Origin of the sequence: Enterobacter sp. MGH85 (assembly GCF_001037655.1) — a bacterium.
GTDB lineage: Bacteria > Pseudomonadota > Gammaproteobacteria > Enterobacterales > Enterobacteriaceae > Enterobacter > Enterobacter intestinihominis.
Genome location: NZ_KQ089925.1, coordinates 3,956,946 through 3,979,837, shown reverse-complemented (window position 1 = coordinate 3,979,837; position 22,892 = coordinate 3,956,946). Strand labels below are relative to the sequence as shown.

Genomic DNA, 22,892 nt, shown 5'->3' with positions numbered 1-22,892 from the left:
GGGATGTTCTCTTCCTTTTCTTTTTCATTATTGATCTCGACCGGGTGACATCCGGGGTTCGCGCGCTCATTATAAAAGCAGTAGTCTTAATGGGGGTAATCTCATATGGAACAGCTGCGTGCTGAACTCAGCCATCTCCTTGGCGAAAAGCTAAGCCGGGTGGAATGCGTGAATGAAAAGGCCGATACCGCACTCTGGTCGTTGTACGACAGTCAGGGAAACCCCATGCCGCTGATGGCCAGAAGTTTTACCTCGCCGGGCGTCGCCAGACAGCTGGCCTGGAAAATGTCGATGCTGGCGCGGGAAGGGACTGTCCGTATGCCGATGGTCTACGGCGTGATGACCCATGAGGAGCATCCCGGCCCGGATGTTCTGCTTATTGAACGTTTACGCGGGGTTTCTGTTGAAGCTCCGACGCGTACACCGGAGCGCTGGGAACAGCTGAAAGATCAGATTGTCGAGGCTCTGCTTGCCTGGCATCGGCAGGACAGCCGGGGTCTTGTTGGCGCGGTAGATAGCACCCAGGAAAACCTGTGGCCGCTATGGTATCGCCAGCGTGTCGAAGTGCTCTGGGGCACGCTGAACCAGTTCAACAACACCGGTTTAACGATGCAGGACAAACGTATTCTGTTCCGCACCCGGGAATGTCTGCCGACGCTGTTTGAGGGTTTTAACGACAACTGCGTGCTGGTTCACGGCAACTTCACGCTGCGCAGTATGCTTAAAGACTCGCGCAGCGATCAGCTTCTGGCAATGGTCGGGCCGGGGATCATGCTCTGGGCGCCGCGCGAGTACGAACTGTTCAGGCTGAGCGAGGGCGGGGCGGCGGAAGATTTGCTCTGGCACTATCTTCAGCGCGCCCCCGTTGCGGAGGCCTTTCTCTGGCGACGCTGGCTCTATCTTCTCTGGGATGAGGTGGCGCAACTGGTCAACACCGGGCGCTTTAATCGGGCCAGTTTCGATCTGGCCGCAAAATCACTTCTGCCCTGGCTTGCCTGACGAACCCTTAAGCCACTGCCACAGGCGGCCAAGCGTCTCGTAACCGACGCGGTCGCTGTGCATCAGCCATACCGGGGACGGGATTATCCGTTCCCACGGGTTGAGCGGGGCGTCAATGGCCAGCTGGTTTGCCGGAGCAGGAAGCGGATGCAGGCCCTGATTCTCAAAGAAAATCATTGCGCGCGGCAGGTGTGAAGCAGAGGTCACCAGCAGGAACGGCACATCACCGATGGCTTGTTTCACCGCAGCAGCTTCTTCTTCGGTATCTTTTGGGCTATCCAGCGTGATGATGGCGGAACGTGGTACGCCAAGCGATTCAGCCACTCTTGCCCCTGCTTCAGCGGTACTTACCGGGTTGGTTTTTGCCGCAGCGCCCGTGAAGATCATCTTCGATCCCGGATTGGCCAGCCACAGGCGGATCCCCTCGTTCAGACGCGGCAGACTGTTGTTGATCAGGTTCGAGCTGGGCGCCCAGTTCGGATCCCAGGTATACCCGCCGCCCAGCACCACGATATAGCCCACCTTCTGTTTTCCCTGCCATGTAGGGTAGGTGTTTTCAATCGGGCGTAACAAACCGTCAGCGACCGGTTGCAGGCTGAGTAACAGCAGCGCCAGCCAGCCCACGGTGACGAGGGATTTACCGCTTTTCTGAAAGCGGCTAAACCATATCAATGCCAGCCCCAGCGCGATGAGAAGCAACAGCAGGGGAAGGGGAAGCATCATGCCTCCGATATATTTTTTTAGGGTAAAAAGCATCCTTTTTGGTTCCTTTTTTAACCATACAGCAGGCGATTGCCCGTGATATTACACCAGAGTGGTTCATTCTCCGCGCGGGTGTGACAAAATAGCGGTTTTGCAGTGAGTGGAACCCTCCCAATGCGGGATCGCAATTTTGATGACATCGCGGAAAAGTTTTCGCGCAACATTTATGGCACCACCAAAGGTCAGCTTCGTCAGACGATCCTCTGGCAGGATCTGGATAAGCTGCTGGCTGAATTTGGTGACCGACCGTTGCGCGTACTGGATGCCGGCGGTGGGGAAGGGCAGACTGCAATTCTGATGGCGCAGCGGGGACATCACGTCACGCTTTGCGATCTTTCTGCCGAGATGGTTGCGCGCGCCGGGCGAGCGGCAGAAGAGAAAGGTGTGAGCGACAACATGCATTTTATACATTGCGCCGCTCAGGACATTCCGCAGCATTTGGAAACGCAGGTTGATCTGATATTGTTTCATGCTGTGCTCGAATGGGTCGCCGAACCACAAGCGATGTTAAAAACGCTGTGGTCGATGTTGCGCCCGGGCGGTGCGTTATCGCTGATGTTTTACAATGCCAACGGCCTGCTGATGCGAAACGTGCTGGTCGGCAATTTTGGCTATGTACAGCAGGGCATGTATAAAAAGAAACGACGCACGCTTTCACCGGATTTCCCCCGTGAACCGCAGCAGGTCTATGGCTGGCTGGAGGAGATCGGTTGGGAAATTACCGGCAAAACCGGCGTGAGGGTGTTTCATGATTATCTGCGTGATAAACAAAAACAGGATGACTGTTTAGACGCCTTAACAGAAATAGAGACGCGGTACTGCCGCCAGGAGCCTTATCTGAGCCTTGGCCGCTATATCCACGTCACCGCGCGCAAGCCGCAGATGCAAGGATAATCTATGAGTGAATTTTCCCAGACAGTCCCCGAACTGGTTGCCTGGGCCAGGAAAAACGATTTCTCCATCTCGCTGCCGGTAGACAGACTCTCATTCCTGCTGGCGGTTGCGACGCTAAACGGCGAACGCCTGGATGGCGAAATGAGTGAAGGCGAACTGGTGGATGCGTTCCGCCACGTCAGTGATGCGTTTGAGCAAACCAGCGAAACCATTAGCGTGCGTGCCAACAACGCAATCAATGATATGGTGCGTCAACGTCTGCTGAACCGCTTTACCAGCGAGCAGGCGGAAGGAAACGCCATCTATCGTCTTACGCCACTGGGCATTGGCATTACCGACTATTACATCCGCCAGCGCGAATTTTCCACGCTGCGTCTCTCCATGCAGCTCTCCATTGTTGCAGGCGAGCTGAAGCGTGCCGCCGACGCGGCTGATGAAAACGGTGACGAGTTCCACTGGCATCGCAACGTTTACGCGCCGCTAAAATACTCGGTCGCCGAGATTTTCGACAGTATCGATCTGACTCAACGTCTGATGGACGAACAGCAGCAGCAGGTCAAAGACGATATCGCTCAACTGCTGAATAAAGACTGGCGTGCGGCCATCTCCAGCTGTGAACTTTTGCTGTCAGAAACGTCCGGTACGCTACGTGAGTTGCAGGATACGCTGGAGGCGGCTGGGGATAAGCTACAGGCCAACCTGCTGCGCATCCAGGACGCGACGATGGCGCACGACGATCTGCATTTTATCGACCGTCTGGTGTTTGATTTGCAGAGTAAGCTTGACCGCATTATCAGCTGGGGCCAGCAGTCGATCGACCTGTGGATCGGTTACGACCGCCACGTGCATAAATTTATCCGTACCGCCATCGATATGGATAAGAACCGCGTCTTTGCTCAGCGTCTGCGCCAGTCGGTACAGACCTACTTTGATGCGCCGTGGGCGCTGACCTACGCCAACGCCGATCGTCTTCTGGATATGCGCGACGAAGAGATGGCGCTGCGTGATGAAGAGGTCACCGGTGAACTGCCGCCGGATCTGGAATACGAAGAATTTAACGAAATTCGCGAGCAGCTTGCGGCGATGATCGAAGAACAGCTCGCTGTCTATAAAGCCAGACAAGCACCGCTGGATCTTGGCCTCGTGGTACGCGACTATCTGGCGCAGTATCCGCGCGCGCGCCACTTCGATGTTGCCCGCATTGTTGTAGACCAGGCGGTGCGCCTGGGCATCGCACAAGCCGATTTCACCGGACTGCCGCCGAAGTGGCAGCCGATTAACGATTACGGAGCCAAGGTACAGGCGCATGTCATTGACAAATATTGAACAAGTGATGCCAGTTAAGCTGGCACAGGCGCTGGCGAATCCGTTGTTTCCGGCGCTGGACAGCCAGCTGCGTGCCGGTCGTCACATTGGCCTTGACGAGCTGGATAATCACGCCTTTTTGATGGACTTTCAGGAGTATCTGGAAGAGTTTTACGCTCGCTATAACGTTGAGCTGATCCGCGCGCCGGAAGGGTTTTTCTATCTGCGTCCGCGCTCTACTACGCTTATTCCGCGCTCGGTGCTTTCCGAACTGGATATGATGGTCGGCAAAATTCTCTGCTACCTCTACCTCAGCCCGGAACGTCTGGCGAATGAAGGGATCTTCACCCAGCAGGAGCTTTACGATGAGCTGCTGTCGCTGGCGGATGAAAGCAAGCTGCTCAAGCTGGTAAATAACCGCTCGACGGGGTCCGATCTGGACCGTCAGAAATTACAGGAAAAAGTTCGCTCTTCCCTGAACCGTCTGCGCCGTCTGGGAATGGTCTGGTTCATGGGTCACGACAGCAGCAAGTTCCGCATTACCGAATCGGTCTTCCGCTTTGGTGCCGACGTGCGTGCGGGTGACGATGCGCGTGAAGCACAGCTGCGCATGATCCGTGACGGTGAAGCGATGCCGGTGGAAAACCATTTGCAGCTCAATGACGAGCACGAAGAGAATCAGCCGGATAGCGGGGAGGAAGAGTAATGATTGAACGCGGTAAATTTCGCTCACTAACGCTGATTAACTGGAACGGCTTCTTTGCCCGAACCTTCGATCTGGATGAGCTGGTGACAACGCTCTCCGGCGGTAACGGGGCAGGTAAATCCACCACCATGGCGGCCTTCGTGACGGCGCTGATCCCTGACCTGACCCTGCTGCACTTCCGTAACACCACTGAAGCGGGTGCAACGAGCGGCTCCCGAGATAAAGGGCTGCACGGTAAGCTGAAAGCGGGCGTCTGTTATTCGGTGCTGGACGTGATCAACTCCCGTCATCAGCGCGTGGTTGTAGGCGTGCGCCTGCAGCAGGTTGCCGGCCGCGACCGTAAAGTAGATATCAAACCGTTTGCGATCCAGGGGCTGCCAACCTCCGTGCAGCCGACCGCGCTGCTGACGGAAACCCTGAATGAACGTCAGGCGCGCGTTCTGACGCTCCAGGAGCTGAAGGACAAGCTGGAAGCCATCGAAGGCGTGCAGTTTAAGCAGTTTAACTCCATTACCGACTACCACTCTCTGATGTTCGATCTCGGCGTGGTGGCCCGTCGTCTGCGCAGCGCGTCAGATCGTAGTAAATACTACCGTCTGATTGAAGCCTCCCTGTACGGCGGTATCTCAAGCGCCATTACCCGCTCCCTGCGCGACTACCTGCTGCCGGAAAACAGCGGCGTGCGTAAGGCCTTCCAGGATATGGAAGCCGCGCTGCGTGAAAACCGCATGACGCTGGAAGCGATTCGCGTTACGCAATCTGACCGCGATCTGTTTAAGCACCTGATCAGCGAAGCCACCAACTACGTGGCGGCAGACTATATGCGTCACGCCAACGAGCGCCGTATTCATCTCGATCAGGCGCTGGAATACCGCCGCGAGCTGTTTACCTCCCGCAAACAGCTGGTGGCCGAGCAGTATAAGCATGTCGAAATGGCGCGCGAACTGGGCGAGCACAACGGTGCCGAAGGGGATCTGGAAGCCGATTACCAGGCGGCCAGCGATCATCTGAACCTGGTGCAAACCGCGCTGCGTCAGCAGGAAAAAATCGAGCGCTATGAAGCCGATCTCGATGAGCTGCAAATTCGTCTTGAAGAGCAAAATGAAGTGGTGGCAGAAGCCGCCGATTTGCAGGAAGAGAACGAAGCCCGCGCGGAAGCCGCCGAGCTGGAAGTGGATGAGCTGAAAAGCCAGCTCGCAGACTACCAGCAGGCGCTGGACGTGCAGCAGACCCGCGCGATCCAATACAACCAGGCGCTGCAGGCGTTACAGCGTGCCAAAGAGCTGTGCCACCTGCCGGACCTGACCCCTGAAAGCGCTGACGAATGGCTGGATACCTTCCAGGCCAAAGAGCAGGAAGCCACTGAGAAACTGCTTTCTCTCGATCAGAAAATGAGCGTGGCGCAAACGGCACACAGCCAGTTTGAGCAGGCGTACCAGCTGGTGGTGGCGATTAACGGTCCGCTGGCGCGTAACGAAGCATGGGACGTTGCCCGTGAGCTACTGCGCGACGGCGTCAATCAGCGCCATCTGGCCGAACAGGTGCAGCCGCTGCGCATGCGCCTGAACGAGCTGGAACAGCGTCTGCGTGAACAGCAGGAAGCTGAGCGTCTGCTGGCGGAATTCTGCAAACGTCAGGGTAAAAATTACGATTTCGACGAGCTTGAGGCTCTGCATCAGGAGCTGGAAGCGCGTATTGCGGCCCTGTCCGATACCGTATCGAACGCCAGCGAACAGCGCATGACGCTGCGTCAGGAGCTGGAACAGCTTCAGTCCCGTTCGAAGACGCTCTTACAGCGTGCGCCGATCTGGCTGGCCGCACAAAGCAGCCTGAACCAGCTCAGCGAGCAGTGTGGTCAGGAGTTTGCCTCCAGCCAGGACGTCACCGAATACATGCAACAGCTGCTGGAGCGCGAACGCGAAGCGATTGTTGAGCGTGACGAAGTGGGCGCGCGCAAGCGTGACGTCGATGAAGAAATCGAGCGTTTAAGCCAGCCAGGCGGCTCAGAAGATCCGCGCCTGAATGCGTTATCCGAGCGTTTCGGCGGCGTGCTGCTGTCTGAAATTTACGACGACGTCGGCCTGGACGATGCGCCGTACTTCTCCGCGCTGTACGGTCCGTCCCGTAACGCGATTGTAGTGCCGGATCTGTCGCTGATTTCTGACCAGCTTGCAGGGCTGGAAGACTGCCCGGAAGATCTCTACCTCATCGAAGGGGATCCGCAGTCGTTTGATGACAGCGTATTCAGCGTCGACGAGCTGGAAAAAGCGGTGGTGGTGAAAATCGCCGATCGCCAGTGGCGCTATTCGCGCTTCCCGGAACTGCCGCTGTTTGGCCGCGCCGCGCGTGAAAACCGTATTGAAAGCCTGCACGCCGAGCGTGAAACGCTTTCAGAGCGTTTTGCGACCCTGTCGTTTGACGTGCAGAAAACCCAGCGTCTGCATCAGGCGTTCAGCCGCTTTATCGGCAGCCATCTGGGCGTTGCCTTTCAGCCCGATCCGGAAGCCGAAATTCGTAAGCTCAACACCCGCCGCGGTGAGCTGGAGCGTGCGCTTGCCAGCCATGAAAATGACAACCAGCAAAGCCGCGTGCAGTTTGAGCAGGCGAAAGAAGGCGTTGCGGCCCTTAACCGCATCCTGCCGCGCCTGAACCTGCTGGCGGACGATACGCTCGCCGACCGCGTGGATGAGATTCAGGAACGTCTGGACGAAGCGCAGGAAGCGGCGCGCTTTGTGCAGCAACACGGCAATCAGCTGGCAAAACTGGAGCCGATGGTTTCCGTTCTCCAGAGCGACCCGGAACAGTTTGAGCAGTTAAAAGAAGATTACGCCTGGTCACAGCAGGTGCAGCGCGAAGCGCGTCAGCAGGCGTTTGCCCTCACGGAAGTGGTGCAACGTCGCGCACACTTCGGCTACTCCGATTCAGCAGAAATGCTGAGCGGGAACAGCGATCTGAATGAAAAGCTGCGCCAGCGTCTTGAGCAGGCCGAAGCGGAACGAACGCGCGCCCGTGAAGCGATGCGTACTCACGCTGCACAGCTGAGCCAGTACAGCCAGGTCATGGCATCGCTGAAAAGCTCCTTCGACACCAAGAAAGAGCTGTTAAATGACCTGCATAAAGAGTTGCAGGACATTGGCGTGCGCGCCGACAGCGGCGCGGAAGAGCGGGCGCGTATTCGCCGTGATGAGCTGCATGCTCAGCTCAGCAACAACCGTGCGCGTCGTAATCAGCTCGAAAAAGCGCTGACCTTCTGTGAAGCGGAGATGGACAACCTGACGCGTCGTCTGCGCAAGCTGGAGCGCGACTATTTTGAGATGCGTGAACAGGTTGTGACCGCGAAGGCGGGCTGGTGCGCGGTGATGCGCATGGTGAAGGACAACAACGTGGAGCGTCGTCTGCACCGTCGCGAGCTGGCGTACCTGTCAGCCGATGAACTGCGCTCTATGTCGGATAAGGCGCTGGGTGCGCTGCGTCTGGCCGTGGCGGACAATGAACACCTGCGCGACGTGCTGCGCATGTCCGAAGATCCGAAGCGTCCTGAGCGCAAAATTCAGTTCTTCGTGGCGGTTTATCAGCACTTACGCGAGCGTATTCGTCAGGACATCATCCGTACCGACGATCCGGTTGAAGCGATCGAACAGATGGAGATCGAGCTGGGCCGTCTGACGGAGGAGCTGACCTCCCGCGAGCAGAAGCTGGCAATCAGCTCCCGCAGCGTGGCGAATATTATTCGTAAAACCATTCAGCGCGAGCAGAACCGTATCCGTCAGCTGAACCAGGGCCTGCAAAGCGTGTCGTTTGGCCAGGTCAACAGCGTGCGGCTGAACGTGAACGTGCGTGAGGCGCACTCCACGCTGCTTGACGTGTTGTCTGAACAGCATGAGCAGCATCAGGATCTGTTCAACAGTAACCGCCTGACCTTCTCCGAAGCGCTGGCGAAGCTGTATCAGCGTCTGAATCCGCAGATTGACATGGGCCAGCGTACGCCGCAAACCATCGGCGAGGAGTTGCTGGACTACCGCAACTATCTGGAAATGGAAGTTGAGGTTAACCGTGGCTCAGACGGCTGGCTGCGCGCGGAATCCGGTGCGCTCTCTACCGGTGAAGCCATCGGTACCGGTATGTCGATTCTGGTGATGGTGGTGCAGAGCTGGGAAGATGAAGCGCGTCGTCTGCGCGGCAAGGACATCTCTCCATGCCGTCTGCTGTTCCTCGATGAAGCCGCGCGTCTCGACGCCCGCTCCATCGCCACGCTGTTTGAGCTTTGCGAGCGACTCGATATGCAGCTCATCATCGCGGCGCCGGAAAACATCAGTCCGGAAAAAGGGACAACCTATAAGCTGGTGCGTAAAGTGTTCCAGAACAGTGAACATGTTCACGTCGTAGGTCTGCGTGGCTTTGCGCCGCAGCCTCCGGAGTCTTTACCGGGCACGGCTGACGCCTCTTAACCCCGGGTATGATAAAAGGCGGCGCTCAGGCGTCGCTTTTTTTATTCACTTAACTTGTGTTCAGGGCTGCGTTATCTTTAAACTTCTTTACATAAGGCAAGGCAGCAGCGTGTATGCCTTTCTATACTGAAGGAAAGCTCCATAATACTGGGCATGTCGTGAAAAACAGGGGGCAAGGGATGTTGCTTAAGAAAGATCGTGGTCGTCAGCTGTCTGCGCTGAGTTTGTGCCTGACAGTGATGTTTGCTCCACTGTTTACCGCTCAGGCCGATGAGCCTGAAATTGTACCGACTGACAGCTCCGCGACGATGGGCGCGCAGCCGACGTCGCTGTCACAACCGCTGGATCAGTCTCCGGCGACGGCCATCATGGCCGGCATTAAACCGCTGCCGGAAGGCATCGATACTGAATCATTACGCCAGCAGCTTATGACCGGGCTGCCCTCGGGCTATACTCCCGCTTATATTAACCAGCTCACGCTGCTTTACGCTGCGCGCGATATGAAACCGATGTGGGAAAATCGCGAGGCGGTACGTGCCTTCCAGCAGCAGCTGGCTGAAGTGGCGATTGCAGGTTTTCAGCCACAGTTCACGACCTGGGTTGAACTCCTGACCGACCCTGCCGTTATCGGACAGGCGCGTGACGTGGTGCTGTCTGATGCCATGATGGGCTACTTGCAGTTTGTGGCGGGGATTTCGGTGAACGGCAACCGCTGGTTATACAGCAGTAAACCGTACAAGCTGGCGACGCCCGCGCTGTCCGTCATTAATCAGTGGCAGCTGTCGCTGGACAACGGTGAACTGCCGCGCTTTATCGCAAGCCTTGCGCCCGCCCACCCGCAGTATGCCACGATGCATCAGTCGCTTCTTGAGCTGGTCGCGGATTCCCGCCCGTGGCCTCAGTTGCGTGGAACAGCAACGCTGCGTCCGGGACAATGGAGCAGCGATGTGCCTGCGATTCGCGAAATTATGAAACGGTCCGGCATGCTTGACAGCGGCCCTAAAATTGCGCTGCCCGGCGACGAGACGCAAAACGCAGTCGTCAGCCCGTCGGCGCCGGTAAAAGAGAAAACTGCCGTTGCGCTGAGCAATAAGCCCGCCGCTTACGATCGCGAGCTGGTCGCGGCAGTGAAGCAGTTCCAGGCCGCGCAGGGGCTGGGCGCCGACGGCGTGATTGGTCCATCGACTCGCGACTGGCTGAACGTCTCTCCGGCCCAGCGGGCAGGGGTGCTGGCGTTGAATATCCAGCGCTTGCGCTTGCTGCCGGGCACGTTATCCACCGGCATTATGGTCAACATTCCGGCGTACTCTCTGGTCTACTATCAGGACGGTAGCGAAGTGCTGGCGTCCCGCGTGATTGTGGGTCGACCTGACCGCAAAACGCCGATGATGAGCAGCGCGCTGAATAACGTGGTGGTTAACCCGCCGTGGAACGTGCCGCCGACGCTGGCGCGCAAAGATATCCTGCCTAAGGTCTGGAATGACCCGGGCTATCTGGAGCGACATAACTATACGGTGATGCGTGGCTGGAACAGCAAAGAAGCGATTGACCCCTGGATGGTCGACTGGTCAACGATTACGCCTTCGAACCTGCCGTTCCGTTTCCAGCAGGCACCGGGTGCGCATAACTCGCTCGGACGTTACAAATTCAATATGCCAAGTTCGGACGCAATCTATCTGCATGATACCCCGAACCATAATCTGTTCCAGAAAGACGCACGCGCGCTTAGTTCTGGCTGCGTTCGCGTGAATAAGGCCTCCGAACTGGCGAATATGCTGTTGCAGGATGCAGGCTGGAACGATACGCGGATATCAGATGCCCTGAAGCAGGGGGATACGCGTTACGTCAATATCCGCCACAATATTCCGGTCAATCTTTACTATCTGACGGCGTTTGTGGGCGCGGACGGACGTACCCAGTATCGTACAGATATTTACAATTATGATCTGACAGCGCGATCCGGCGCACAAATCTTGCCAAAAGCGGAACAATTAATCAGGTAAATGAAGTAGTTCGGTAAAAATGATTGTCGTAAGTTATGGTGAATATGAGACGATCTGGCTGAAAGCCGCGTATTCACTGGGATTGGGCGCCTTGACGTAGCAGGCTTTGCCAGTTATGGTGCCCTTCGTGCGCTAAGCATATTGACAATTTCTTTTACCTGTAGACCTGATTATCATGGACAAATTTGACGCTAATCGCCGCAAATTGCTGGCGTTAGGTGGCGTTGCGCTGGGCGCAGCAGCCATCCTTCCGACGCCAGCATTTGCCACCCTCTCGACACCTCGTCCGCGTATTTTAACGCTCAACAATCTGCATACTGGTGAGACGCTTAAAGCGGAATTTTTCGATGGCAGAGGCTATATTCAGGATGAATTAGCACGACTCAACCATTTTTTCCGTGATTTCCGCGCGAACAAAATCAAAGCCATCGACCCTGGATTATTCGATCAGCTTTACCGCTTGCAGGGACTGCTGGGGACCAAAAGGCCGGTGCAACTCATTTCTGGCTATCGCTCTCTGGATACCAACAATGAACTGCGCGCCCACAGCCGTGGGGTAGCGAAAAAAAGCTATCACACCAAAGGGCAGGCGATGGATTTCCATATTGAAGGCGTTTCGTTAGCCAATATTCGCAAAGCGGCGTTATCTATGCGCGCAGGTGGTGTAGGATACTACCCACGTAGCAACTTTGTGCATATTGATACCGGGCCGGTTCGGCACTGGTAATAACGAAACACAGGAGCAGTATGAACTATCGTATTATTCCGGTTACCGCATTCTCACAGAACTGTTCATTGATCTGGTGTGAACAAACTAAACTGGCCGCGCTTGTTGATCCCGGTGGCGACGCTGAGACAATCAAGCAGGAAGTCGCTGCCAGCGGTGTAACGCTGATGCAGATTTTACTGACCCATGGCCATCTTGACCATGTGGGTGCAGCGGCTGAACTGGCTGAACACTACGGTGTGCCGATTATCGGCCCGGAAAAAGAAGATGAGTTCTGGCTTCAGGGGCTGCCTGCCCAAAGCCGCATGTTTGGTCTGGATGACTGTCAGCCACTGACACCGGACCGCTGGCTGAACGAAGGCGATCGCGTTAACGTAGGGAATGTAACTTTACAGGTGTTGCATTGCCCCGGGCATACGCCTGGCCATATTGTCTTCTTTGATGACGCGTCGCGTCTGCTGATTTCCGGTGACGTGATTTTCAAAGGGGGCGTAGGACGCAGCGATTTCCCACGCGGCGATCATGGTCAGCTGATTCAGTCGATTAAGCAGAAGTTATTACCGTTAGGTGATGATGTGACGTTTATCCCTGGACACGGACCAATGTCAACGCTGGGCGATGAGCGGTTGCATAACCCGTTCCTTCAGGATGAAATGCCTGTCTGGTAAACCCTTTCAATAAAAAAGCCTGCGCGATGCAGGCTTTTTTTATGGGTGCAGGTTACAGCACCGCGACAATGGCTTCGCACAGTGGCGCCATGTTGTCAGGCGTCATACCTGCAACGTTCACGCGGCCAGAGGCAACGGCATAGACGCCAAACTCTTCACGCAGGCGCAGCACCTGCTCTTTGGTCAGACCGCTGAAGGAGAACATGCCGTTCTGCTTGATGATGAAGCTGAAGTCACGGTCGGCGCCTTTCTCAGCCAGCGTGTTCACAAACAGCAGACGCATGCGTTGAATGCGCTGACGCATATCGTTCAGCTCTTGTTCCCAGATTGCGCGCAGCGCATCGTTGCTCAGGATCGTCGCAACTACAGACGCACCGTGTGCCGGTGGGTTGGAGTAGTTAGCGCGGATCACGGACTTCATCTGGCTGAATGCGCGATCGACAGTTTGATCGTCAGCGGCCACCAGCGTACAGGCGCCGACACGCTCGTTATACAGACCAAAGTTCTTGGAATAGGAGCTTGCGACAATCAGCTCCTGATGGACGGCGGCGAATGCGCGCAGACCTTCAGCATCTTCTTCCAGACCACGGGCAAAGCCCTGGTAAGCGAAGTCGAACAGCGGCAGCCAGCCTTTTTCAACGGACAGCTTAGCCAGCTGTTCCCACTGTTCAAGCGTAGGATCGATACCAGTTGGGTTATGGCAGCAGCCATGGAACAGCACCACATCGCCCGCCTGGGCTTCGCTCAGGCTGGCCAGCAAACCATCGAAGTCCAGCGCGTGGTTTGCCGCGTCATAGTAGGCGTATTCACGGACTTCCAGACCCGCAGAATTAAACACGCTCTTGTGGTTCGGCCAGCTTGGATTGCTTACCCAGACACGCTTCACAGAGGTGTTTTTCGCCAGGAAATCTGCCGCCACGCGCAGTGCGCCGGTACCGCCTGGGGTCTGCGCCGTGCGGGCGCGTTTTTCGCTCACAATGGTGCTGCCTTTGCCGAACAGCAGCTCCTGGGTGCAGCGACCAAATTCAGGGATACCATCAATACCGAGGTAGTTTTTGGTGGTTTCGTTTTCCAGCAGATACTGCTCAGCTTTTTTGACGCTGGTCAGTACCGGAGTTTTGCCGGTTTCATCTTTATATACACCAATACCCAGGTTGATTTTGCCAGGGCGGTCGTCGGCACGAAACAGATCGGCCAGGCCCAGAATTGGGTCGGCAGGAGCGGCAGTAATGTTCTCAAACATGACGAAGTTCCATTGTGATTACAGAAGTGAAATCCGCTATCAGGTTAACGGTAGATTTACAAAATGCCAACCGTTTGCGACGAAAAGCGTGCGGCTTTTCAAAAGTCGCTATTATTTTCTGTCGGGAATAAAAAAACAGGGCCGAAGCCCTGTTCATTAAGCATATAGCAACGAGGTGTGCTGATTAGAACTGGTAAACCAGACCCAGAGCCACGATGTCATCGTTGTTGATGCCCAGCTTGTTGTCGTCTTTCAGCTGGTTGATCTGATAGTCAACATAGGTAGACATGTTTTTGTTGAAGTAGTAGGTCGCACCGATATCAACGTAGTTGATGTAGTCTTCGTCACCGATACCTTCTACGTCTTTCGCTTTAGATTTGTAGTAAGCGATGGATGGACGCAGGCCGAAATCGAACTGGTACTGAGCGACAACAGAGAAGTCCTGAGACTTGTTAGCGAAACCACGGCTGCCCAGGCGCGCTGCGTTACGCATTTCGCCATAAATGGCTGCCAGGTAGATGTTGTTCGCGTCGTATTTCAGGCCGGTTGCCCACTGTTCAGCCTTGTCGCCTTCACCCCATTCCAGAGTCTGCTGGTTGTTGGTACGGTCAGCGGCGCCATAAGCACCGACAATGCCGAAGCCTTCGTAGTCATAGCTCAGAGAGGTCGCCCAGCCGTCGCCGTTGGAACGTACCGCGTCATCACGTTCATTTTTGCCCAGGTACTGAACACCAAAGTTCAGACCGTCAACCAGGCCGAAGAAGTTGCTGTTACGGTAAGTCGCCAGACCACCCGTACGGCCTGCGAAGAAGTTATCGCTCGCGCCGGTGTCGCCGCCGAACTCAGGCAGCATATCGGTGATGCCGATTGCGTCATAGACCAGACCGTAGTTACGACCGTAGTCGAAGGAGCCTGCGTCACCAAATTTCAGACCTGCGAATGCCAGACGGGTTTTGTTGCCGTTCTGCGCATCGCCGCCTTCAGAGTTGTTACCCTGGAAATTGTATTCCCACTGACCGTAGCCAGTCAGCTGATCGTTGATCTGAGTTTCACCTTTGAAGCCCAGACGCGCGTAAGTGTTGTCGCCATCGTTGCCCGCGTAATCAGAGAAGTAATGCAGGCCAACTGCTTTCCCGTAAAGATCTAATTTGTTGCCGTCTTTGTTATAGATTTCAGCAGCGTTTGCTGCACCGGCTACCAGCAGGGCAGGGACTACCACTGCCAGGATATTGCGCTTCATCATTATTTATTACCCTCATTGGTTTTTTTATGACACTCGCCACTGCCGTCAATAAATTCTGTCAATAAATATTTCCGGAACTATTGATGAGAGTTAGGTGTCTTTATGTGTCTGACAGGCATCTTTCCATTCATAGAACCGTTTCGCTACACTGAAAGTGCTACAATCTTCAAGATTCAGTTACCAAAAGAAAATATGTGTAACTAAATATGTATTTTTGGGAACTTTGTGAAGCACCTCAAATTTCAGCGCGTTCTGGTGAATTAAACCTCCGCTTTATTCTTATATATATGATTTCCTTATATTTAATTTAGCTAAAGGTCTTTCGTATAAACAGAAGTTAAACGGCTCATTTTTTCTTATAATCGACAAAAGCCATCCAGATGGCTGTGAAAGTGGTTGTTTTTTGTGCTATTGCGTAAGGATTGTATTAAGCGCAATAAGAATAGGGTTATTTTTTTGTCTAAGGATATTTCGTGGAAACAAAACGTAACAGGTAGAGGGAATTGCGGGGTTGTGGTTTATAGACGCTTACTTTTGACTGACGAAAACTGACATTGCAGGATAAAATAATGGCCAGCATTTGCTGGCCATTAATGATTTGGTCGGTTAGAAACTTGCGTTACGCGGTGTACGTGGGAACGGAATCACATCACGTACGTTCTGAACACCTGTTACGTAAGCAATCAGACGTTCGAAGCCCAGGCCAAAGCCAGAGTGCGGAACGGTGCCGTAACGACGGAGATCGCGATACCAGCTGTAGTCCGCCGGGTTCAGGCCCATCTCCTGCATACGCGCGTCCAGTACATCCAGGCGCTCTTCACGCTGGGAGCCACCGATGATCTCACCGATGCCCGGCGCCAGAACATCCATCGCGGCAACGGTTTTACCATCTTCGTTAAGGCGCATATAGAACGCCTTAATGTCTTTCGGATAGTTTTTCACCACAACCGGTGCTTTGAAGTGCTTCTCTGCCAGATAACGTTCATGCTCGGAGGAGAGATCCACGCCCCAGTAAACCGGGTTTTCGAATTTCTCGCCGCATTTTTCCAGGATAGCGACCGCGTCGGTGTAATCCACCTGCGCGAAGTCTGCGGAGACGAAGCGCTCAAGACGGGCGATGGCGTCGTTATCGACACGCTCAGCGAAGAATTTCATGTCGTCTGCGCGCTCTTCGAGAACCGCTTTGAACACGTATTTCAGCATCGCTTCTGCCAGGCCTGCCACGTCATTCAGATCGGCAAAGGCGACTTCCGGCTCCAGCATCCAGAATTCCGCCAGGTGACGGCTGGTGTTAGAGTTTTCCGCACGGAAGGTTGGGCCGAAGGTGTAGATCTTAGACAGCGCACAGGCGTAGGTTTCGCCGTTGAGCTGGCCGGAAACCGTCAGGAAGGCTTCTTTACCAAAGAAGTCTTTGTCGTAATCGACTTTTCCTTCCGGCGTACGTGGCAGGTTTTCCATATCCAGCGTTGAAACGCGGAACATTTCACCTGCGCCTTCGGTATCGGATGCCGTGATCAGCGGAGTAGACACCCAGAAGTAACCCTGCTCGTCAAAGAAGCGATGCAGCGCCTGCGCCAGCGTATGACGCACGCGCGCCACTGCACCAATCAGGTTGGTGCGCGGACGCAGGTGCGCAACTTCACGCAGATATTCGATGCTGTGACGCTTTGCAGCCATCGGATAGGTGTCTGGATCTTCAACCCAGCCGGTCACTTCCACCGAGGTCGCCTGAATTTCGTAGCTCTGACCCTGGCCCGGAGAGGCCACCACAACACCGGTGACGATCACGGAACAGCCGGTTGTCAGGTGGAGAACGTCATCATTGTAATTGGGCAGAGAATTATTAATGACGGCCTGTACAGGATCAAAGCAGGAACCGTCATAGACGGCGAGGAAGGAGATGCCAGCTTTAGAATCTCGGCGAGTACGCACCCATCCGCGCACGGTGACCTCCTGGTCAACGGCGACACGGCCCTGGAGTACGTCGGCTACAGGCACAACGCTCATAATATTCTCTCTGTTAATAGTCGGAAAAAATAAACACTTGTCCGCCCTTATAGGGGGGATATCTATGTTACCTGCCATCCGCTATCAGACAAGTAAATTTCACCGTCTTAAGAGAAGAAATAAGAAATTAATAAGAGAAGGGGAAGCATGAAGGCTCCCCCGAAGCCGTTAACTGGCTTTTTTAACCTGAGGCAGATCGAAGGCTTTACGTAATGCGCGGACAAACGCTTTGTCATGGCAGATGGTTTTGCCAGGGCTGTCGGAGAGCTTCGCGACCGGCTTACCGTTACATTCCACTAGCTTTATGACGATGTTCAGCGGTTTCACCTGGGGGATATCACAGGTTAAGCGCGTACCAATCCCGAAACTCAGGTTCACCCGCGATGAGAAGTGGCGATAAAGGTCGACGGCTTTCGCCAGGTCAAGGTTATCGGAGAAGACCAGCACCTTACTCATGGGATCGATACCCAGTTTTTCGTAATGGGCGATGGCTTTCTCACCCCACTCAACCGGGTCCCCGGAATCATGGCGCAAACCCTGGTAGCGTTCGGCAAACTCAGAGCCAAAGTCGCGCAGGAACGCGTCCATGGTAATGCAGTCGGTAAGGGCAATACCCAGCCGATCCGGGTATTCCTCAAGCCACGCGGCGAGGGCGGCGCGCTGGCTGTTGGCAAGGTCAGGGCTGATCTGCTGGTGCGCCTGGAACCATTCGTGCGCCTGGGTACCCATCGGCGTTAAATCAAGGCGACGCGCCAGATCGTAGTTACTGGTGCCAACGAACCACGGCTCCTGTTGCAGACGTCTGACAATGGCTTCCTGAACCTCGCGAGAGAAGCGGCGGCGCGTGCCAAAGTCCATCAGACGGAAGCGGGACATATCCAGCCCTTCTGTCAGTCTGGAAAACTCAACGAGTTTATTCTCCAGAGCGGCAACCGCCTGCGTTACACCAGTTTCAGGGGAGCGATAACGGTGGGCCAGCTCGCTGATCACGGCCAGAAGCGGCACTTCCCACATGATCACTTCGCGCCACGGGCCGGTCAGACGAATGTCCAGCTTGCCGTTATCATTGGTGACGGTGACCTGTTCCGGCTTATAGCGGAACTCACGCAGCCAGTTCAGATAGTCCGCTTTAAAGAAAGGCAGGCCTGAAAGCCACTGATATTCGTCATCGGTGAGCGCCAGATGCTGCATGGCATCGACCTGTTCACGAATGGAATCTGCGTAGATACCCAGCAAGTCGTCACCCCGGCAGCGAAATTCCGCCGCAACATGAACATCATGATAGTGGTGAAACACGGCTTGCTGCATATGCAGCTTGTACGCGTCGGTATCCAGCAACGTATGCAGAACCGGAGAAGCGAATTGAGTCATAGGTGCGCTGTAGCATCCTCTCACGGGAGCGTTTAGTACAATAAACAACTCCGGAGTATACCCTGTTTAGTGATTTATTGAACCCCGATCACAACATAAGCACACTTTATGGTCGAGCGCATTTCGTGCCCCGTGTTATAAAAATGTAGCAAAAACGGCGTTGTGCCTGAAAAGATGAACATTCTGCATAGCGCGTTTTACACAACCGGAATATATTGAATCGTTACTCGACAAACGATGCATAAGGTTTTCTATGACACAACAGCCACAAGCTAAATACCGCCACGACTACCGTGCGCCGGATTACCTGATAAGCGATATCGATCTGACCTTCGACCTGGATGCCACAAAAACCGTCGTGACGGCGGTAAGCCAGGTGACGCGCCAGAGCGCGACAGCCGTGCCGCTGCGTCTGGATGGTGAAGACCTGACGCTGGTTTCCCTGCATATTAATGATGAAGCCTGGTCAGACTATAAAGAAGAAGGCAACCAGCTGGTCATCGACAACCTGCCGGAACGCTTTACCCTGCGCATCGTGAATGAAATCAGCCCTGCCGCCAATACCGCGCTGGAAGGGCTTTACCAGTCAGGCGTAGCCCTGTGCACCCAATGTGAAGCCGAAGGGTTCCGCCACATTACCTGGTATCTGGATCGCCCGGACGTCCTGGCGCGCTTTACCACCAAAATTATTGCCGACAAAACGCTGTACCCGTACCTGCTTTCCAACGGCAACCGGATTGGTGAAGGGGAACTGGAGAATGGCCGTCACTGGGTACAGTGGCAGGATCCGTTCCCTAAACCCTGCTACCTGTTTGCGCTGGTGGCGGGCGATTTCGATGTTCTGCGCGACACCTTTAAAACGCGCTCTGGCCGTGAAGTCGCGCTGGAGCTGTTCGTGGACCGTGGCAACCTTGACCGCGCCCCGTGGGCAATGACCTCCCTCATCAACTCCATGAAGTGGGATGAAACGCGCTTTGGCCTCGAATATGACCTCGACATCTATATGATCGTTGCTGTCGATTTCTTCAATATGGGCGCGATGGAGAATAAAGGTCTTAACATCTTCAACTCCAAATACGTGCTGGCGCGTACCGATACCGCAACGGATAAAGATTACCTCGATATCGAACGCGTTATCGGCCACGAATATTTCCATAACTGGACCGGGAACCGCGTCACCTGCCGCGACTGGTTCCAGCTGAGCCTGAAAGAGGGCTTAACCGTCTTCCGCGATCAGGAGTTCAGCTCCGATCTGGGATCGCGGGCGGTAAACCGCATCAACAACGTGCGCACCATGCGTGGTCTGCAATTTGCAGAAGATGCCAGCCCAATGGCCCATCCGATCCGCCCGGATAAAGTCATTGAGATGAATAACTTCTACACCCTGACGGTGTACGAAAAAGGCGCTGAAATTATCCGCATGATCCACACCCTGCTGGGCGAAGCGAATTTCCAGAAAGGGATGCAGCTTTACTTCGAGCGTCATGACGGCAGTGCGGCCACCTGCGACGATTTCGTCCAGGCGATGGAAGACGCCTCTAACGTGGATCTGTCTCATTTCCGCCGCTGGTACAGCCAGGCCGGTACGCCGATTGTGACGGTCAAAGACGACTACAACCCGGAAACTGAGCAGTACACGCTGACCATCAGCCAGCGCACACCGCCAACGGCGGAGCAGGAAGAGAAACATCCGCTGCACATTCCGTTCAGCGTTGAGCTGTACGACAACGAAGGCAACGTGATCCCGTTACAGAAGGGCGGTCACCCGGTGCATAACGTGCTGAACGTGACCCAGGCAGAGCAGACCTTTATCTTCGATAACGTCTATTTCCAGCCTGTTCCTGCCCTGCTGTGCGAGTTCTCCGCGCCGGTGAAACTCGAATACAAGTGGAGCGATCAGCAGCTGACGTTCCTGATGCGTCACGCGCGCAACGATTTCTCGCGCTGGGATGCGGCACAAAGCCTGCTGGCAACGTACATCAAGCTGAACGTGAACCGTTACCAGCAGGGCCAGCCGCTGACGCTGCCGGTTCATGTGGCAGACGCCTTCCGTGCCATCCTGCTGGATGAGAATATTGACCCGGCGCTGGCGGCTGAAATTTTGACGCTGCCGTCTGCGACTGAAATCGCCGAGCTGTTTGACATCATTGACCCCATTGCGATCGTCGCCGTGCGTGAAGCGCTGACCCGCACGCTGGCGACCGAACTGGCAGATGAATTCCTCGCAATTTACAACGCCAACAAGCTGGACGCGTATCGGGTGGAACATGCGGATATCGGTAAACGTTCCCTGCGCAATACCTGCCTGCGCTATCTGGCATTTGGTGAGGCAGAGCTGGCGAACACGCTGGTCAGCAAGCAGTACCATGAGGCCGATAACATGACGGATGCGCTGGCCGCACTGGCTGCAAGCGTTGCCGCCGAGCTGCCGTGCCGCGATGCGCTTATGCAGGAGTACGACGACAGGTGGCATCAGGATGGTCTGGTGATGGACAAGTGGTTCATTCTTCAGGCCACCAGCCCGGCAGTCGATGTACTCAGCAAGGTCCGCAGCCTGCTGAAGCACCGTTCGTTCACCATGAGCAACCCGAACCGCGTCCGCTCCCTGATTGGCGCGTTTGCCAGCAGTAACCCGGCCGCGTTCCATGCTGAAGACGGCAGCGGTTATCAGTTCATGGTTGAAATGCTGACCGAGCTGAACAGCCGTAACCCGCAGGTGGCGTCTCGTCTGATTGAGCCGCTGATCCGCCTGAAACGCTACGATGCGCAGCGTCAGGCGAAAATGCGTGCCGCACTTGAGCAGCTGAAAGGGCTGGAAAATTTGTCTGGCGATCTGTACGAGAAGATTACAAAGGCGCTGGCCTGATGTAAAAAAGCCCGGTGGCGCTTCGCTTACCGGGCCTACGATTTGCCCTTGCGCCGTGCTCCCTGTTGAAGAGGGCCGGGGTGAGGGCATCAGGCATTAGCCTTTATCCGCTGAATCTCCGCTTCTCCACGTTTCATCACTCTATCCAGCACTTCCGCCTCCAGCTCCGCCAGTCTGGCCGATCCCACCCGGCGAGGACGTGGAATATCCACCGTCAGATCCAGACCAATTTTACCCTCTTCTATTAACAGCACCCTGTCTGCCATTGCCACAGCTTCGCTTACGTCATGCGTCACCAGCAGCACCGTAAAGCCGTGCGTCTGCCAGAGGGTTTCAATCAGATCCTGCATCTCGATCCGCGTCAGGGCATCAAGCGCGCCGAGCGGTTCATCAAGCAGCAGCAGGCCGGGACGATGAATCAGCGCGCGTGCCAGGGCCACGCGCTGCTTTTGTCCACCCGACAGGGCCGCAGGCCACTCTCCCGCACGATTCTCCAGCCCGACGGCGGCGAGTGCCTGCCGGGCGTGCTCCCGCCAGCTGCCCTTCAGGCCCAGCCCGACGTTATCCATCACCGTTTTCCACGGCAGCAGACGCGCGTCCTGAAACATCATGCGCGTATCATCCTGAATCGTGGACAGCGGCGTGGTGCCTGCCAGAATGTCACCACTGTTTGGCGCCTCCAGCCCGGCTAAAAGACGCAGCAGGGTACTCTTGCCGCCACCGCTGCGGCCAACAACGGCCACAAACTGTCCGGCAGGAATATGCAGATCCAGTGCATTCAGAATGGTGTTGTCGCCGTAGCGTTTGGTCACGCCGTTCAGCAGTAACGGTGTTCCCTGGTTCAGTCGTGCAGTATTCATGCTTTCGCCTCCTGAGCGGTGTAGGCCGGGTTCCAGCGCAGCCAGCTACGTTCCAGCCACTGGGCGCTGACGTCCGCAAGTTTGCCAAGCAGGGCATAAAGGATAATGGCAACCACCACCACGTCCGTTTGCAGGAACTCGCGGGCGTTCATCGCCAGATAACCAATGCCGGAGTTAGCCGAAATGGTTTCCGCCACAATCAGGGTTAGCCACATCAGGCCGAGCGCAAAACGCACGCCAACCATAATGGAGGGCAGGGCGCCCGGCAGGATCACATGGGTAAACAGGGCAAAACCTGACAGGCCATAGCTGCGGGCCATCTCAACCAGACCGCGATCGATATTGCGGATCCCATGCCAGGTATTGATATAAATCGGGAATAATGTTCCCAGCGCCACGAGGAAAATTTTGGCGCTCTCATCAATGCCAAACCACAGGATAACCAGCGGAATAAGCGCCAGATGCGGCACGTTACGCAGCATTTGAACGGAGGTATCCAGCAGCCGCTCACCCCAGCGGGACAGGCCGCTGATCAGCCCCAGCGTCAGGCCGATGCTCCCGCCAATCGAAAAGCCGATTACCGCGCGCCAGGAGCTGATGGCAAGATGTTGCCACAGCTCACCGCTGGCGCTTAGCGACCAGAACGCTTCCACAACGCCCTCCGGAGAGGGCAAAATACGGCTCGACAGCCAGCCAGTTGAAGACGCCAGTTGCCAGACGAGGACAATGCCGACGGGCAGAAACCACGGTGCGGCGCGCAGCAGCCATTTTTGTGCGGTTGAAGACATGG

General features: G+C 55.5%; 16 protein-coding genes. 9 read left to right on the top strand and 7 right to left on the bottom strand.

Annotated features, from left to right (window positions below; translation table 11 throughout):
• Positions 1-105: 105 nt before the first annotated feature.
• Positions 106-999, top strand: coding sequence for a YcbJ family phosphotransferase (locus SK51_RS18945; RefSeq protein WP_023305810.1), 894 nt, complete (start codon positions 106-108; stop codon positions 997-999).
• On the opposite strand, the gene elyC is transcribed toward SK51_RS18945, so the two are convergent.
• Complete coding sequence (elyC, locus tag SK51_RS18940; protein ID WP_048206947.1) at positions 976-1,755, bottom strand: envelope biogenesis factor ElyC; 780 nt, start codon at positions 1,753-1,755, stop codon at positions 976-978. The genes SK51_RS18945 and elyC overlap by 24 nt on opposite strands.
• Before the next feature lie 120 nt (positions 1,756-1,875).
• Here elyC and cmoM point away from each other — a divergent pair, with 120 nt between their 5' ends.
• From cmoM to SK51_RS18905, 7 genes are all read left to right on the top strand, one after another.
• The gene (gene cmoM, locus SK51_RS18935; protein WP_006809373.1) at positions 1,876-2,655 is read left to right on the top strand and encodes a tRNA uridine 5-oxyacetic acid(34) methyltransferase CmoM; all 780 of its coding nucleotides are present in this window, start codon (positions 1,876-1,878) and stop codon (positions 2,653-2,655) included.
• Positions 2,656-2,658: 3 nt separating this feature from the next.
• The gene (mukF, locus tag SK51_RS18930; RefSeq protein WP_022647635.1) at positions 2,659-3,981 is read left to right on the top strand and encodes a chromosome partition protein MukF; all 1,323 of its coding nucleotides are present in this window, start codon (positions 2,659-2,661) and stop codon (positions 3,979-3,981) included.
• The gene (mukE, locus tag SK51_RS18925) at positions 3,962-4,666 is read left to right on the top strand and encodes a chromosome partition protein MukE (protein ID WP_003858208.1); all 705 of its coding nucleotides are present in this window, start codon (positions 3,962-3,964) and stop codon (positions 4,664-4,666) included. Before mukF ends, mukE begins: the two co-directional genes overlap by 20 nt.
• The gene (gene mukB / locus SK51_RS18920; protein WP_048206944.1) at positions 4,666-9,114 is read left to right on the top strand and encodes a chromosome partition protein MukB; all 4,449 of its coding nucleotides are present in this window, start codon (positions 4,666-4,668) and stop codon (positions 9,112-9,114) included. Before mukE ends, mukB begins: the two co-directional genes overlap by 1 nt.
• Positions 9,115-9,293: 179 nt before the next feature.
• Positions 9,294-11,117, top strand: a complete 1,824-nt coding sequence (gene ldtD, locus SK51_RS18915; protein ID WP_032671009.1) for a L,D-transpeptidase — start codon at positions 9,294-9,296, stop codon at positions 11,115-11,117.
• A gap of 175 nt (positions 11,118-11,292) precedes the next feature.
• A complete protein-coding gene (locus SK51_RS18910) occupies positions 11,293-11,844 on the top strand; it encodes a peptidoglycan L,D-endopeptidase MepK (RefSeq protein WP_003858202.1) in 552 nt (183 codons plus the stop codon).
• A 20-nt stretch (positions 11,845-11,864) separates the two neighbouring features.
• Positions 11,865-12,512: an MBL fold metallo-hydrolase gene (locus SK51_RS18905; RefSeq protein ID WP_022647638.1), complete on the top strand. Its 648-nt coding sequence runs from the start codon at positions 11,865-11,867 to the stop codon at positions 12,510-12,512.
• Between the two features lie 52 nt (positions 12,513-12,564).
• Here the strand turns inward: SK51_RS18905 and SK51_RS18900 are convergent, their stop codons facing one another.
• The 4 genes from SK51_RS18900 to pncB form a co-directional block, all read right to left on the bottom strand.
• On the bottom strand, positions 12,565-13,755 hold the full coding sequence (locus SK51_RS18900; protein WP_023299734.1) for an amino acid aminotransferase: 1,191 nt from the start codon (positions 13,753-13,755) through the stop codon (positions 12,565-12,567).
• Between the two features lie 184 nt (positions 13,756-13,939).
• A complete protein-coding gene (ompF, locus tag SK51_RS18895; RefSeq protein WP_022647640.1) occupies positions 13,940-14,998 on the bottom strand; it encodes a porin OmpF in 1,059 nt (352 codons plus the stop codon).
• A 606-nt stretch (positions 14,999-15,604) separates the two neighbouring features.
• Positions 15,605-17,005 (bottom strand): asparagine--tRNA ligase, encoded by a 1,401-nt coding sequence (gene asnS / locus SK51_RS18890; protein ID WP_003858191.1) that lies wholly within the window; start codon positions 17,003-17,005, stop codon positions 15,605-15,607.
• A gap of 168 nt (positions 17,006-17,173) precedes the next feature.
• Positions 17,174-18,376 carry a nicotinate phosphoribosyltransferase gene (gene pncB / locus SK51_RS18885; RefSeq protein WP_023305812.1) on the bottom strand — a complete coding sequence of 401 codons (1,203 nt, stop codon included), beginning with the start codon at positions 18,374-18,376 and terminating at the stop codon, positions 17,174-17,176.
• Between the two features lie 253 nt (positions 18,377-18,629).
• Here pncB and pepN point away from each other — a divergent pair, with 253 nt between their 5' ends.
• Positions 18,630-21,242: an aminopeptidase N gene (pepN, locus tag SK51_RS18880; protein WP_023305813.1), complete on the top strand. Its 2,613-nt coding sequence runs from the start codon at positions 18,630-18,632 to the stop codon at positions 21,240-21,242.
• A gap of 89 nt (positions 21,243-21,331) precedes the next feature.
• Here the strand turns inward: pepN and ssuB are convergent, their stop codons facing one another.
• Together ssuB and ssuC are read right to left on the bottom strand one after the other, a co-directional pair.
• Entirely contained in the window at positions 21,332-22,102 is a 771-nt protein-coding gene (gene ssuB, locus SK51_RS18875; protein WP_023305814.1) for an aliphatic sulfonates ABC transporter ATP-binding protein, read from the bottom strand.
• Complete coding sequence (ssuC, locus tag SK51_RS18870) at positions 22,099-22,890, bottom strand: aliphatic sulfonate ABC transporter permease SsuC (protein WP_023299738.1); 792 nt, start codon at positions 22,888-22,890, stop codon at positions 22,099-22,101. The genes ssuB and ssuC overlap by 4 nt, the downstream gene beginning before the upstream one ends.
• Positions 22,891-22,892: the final 2 nt, after the last annotated feature.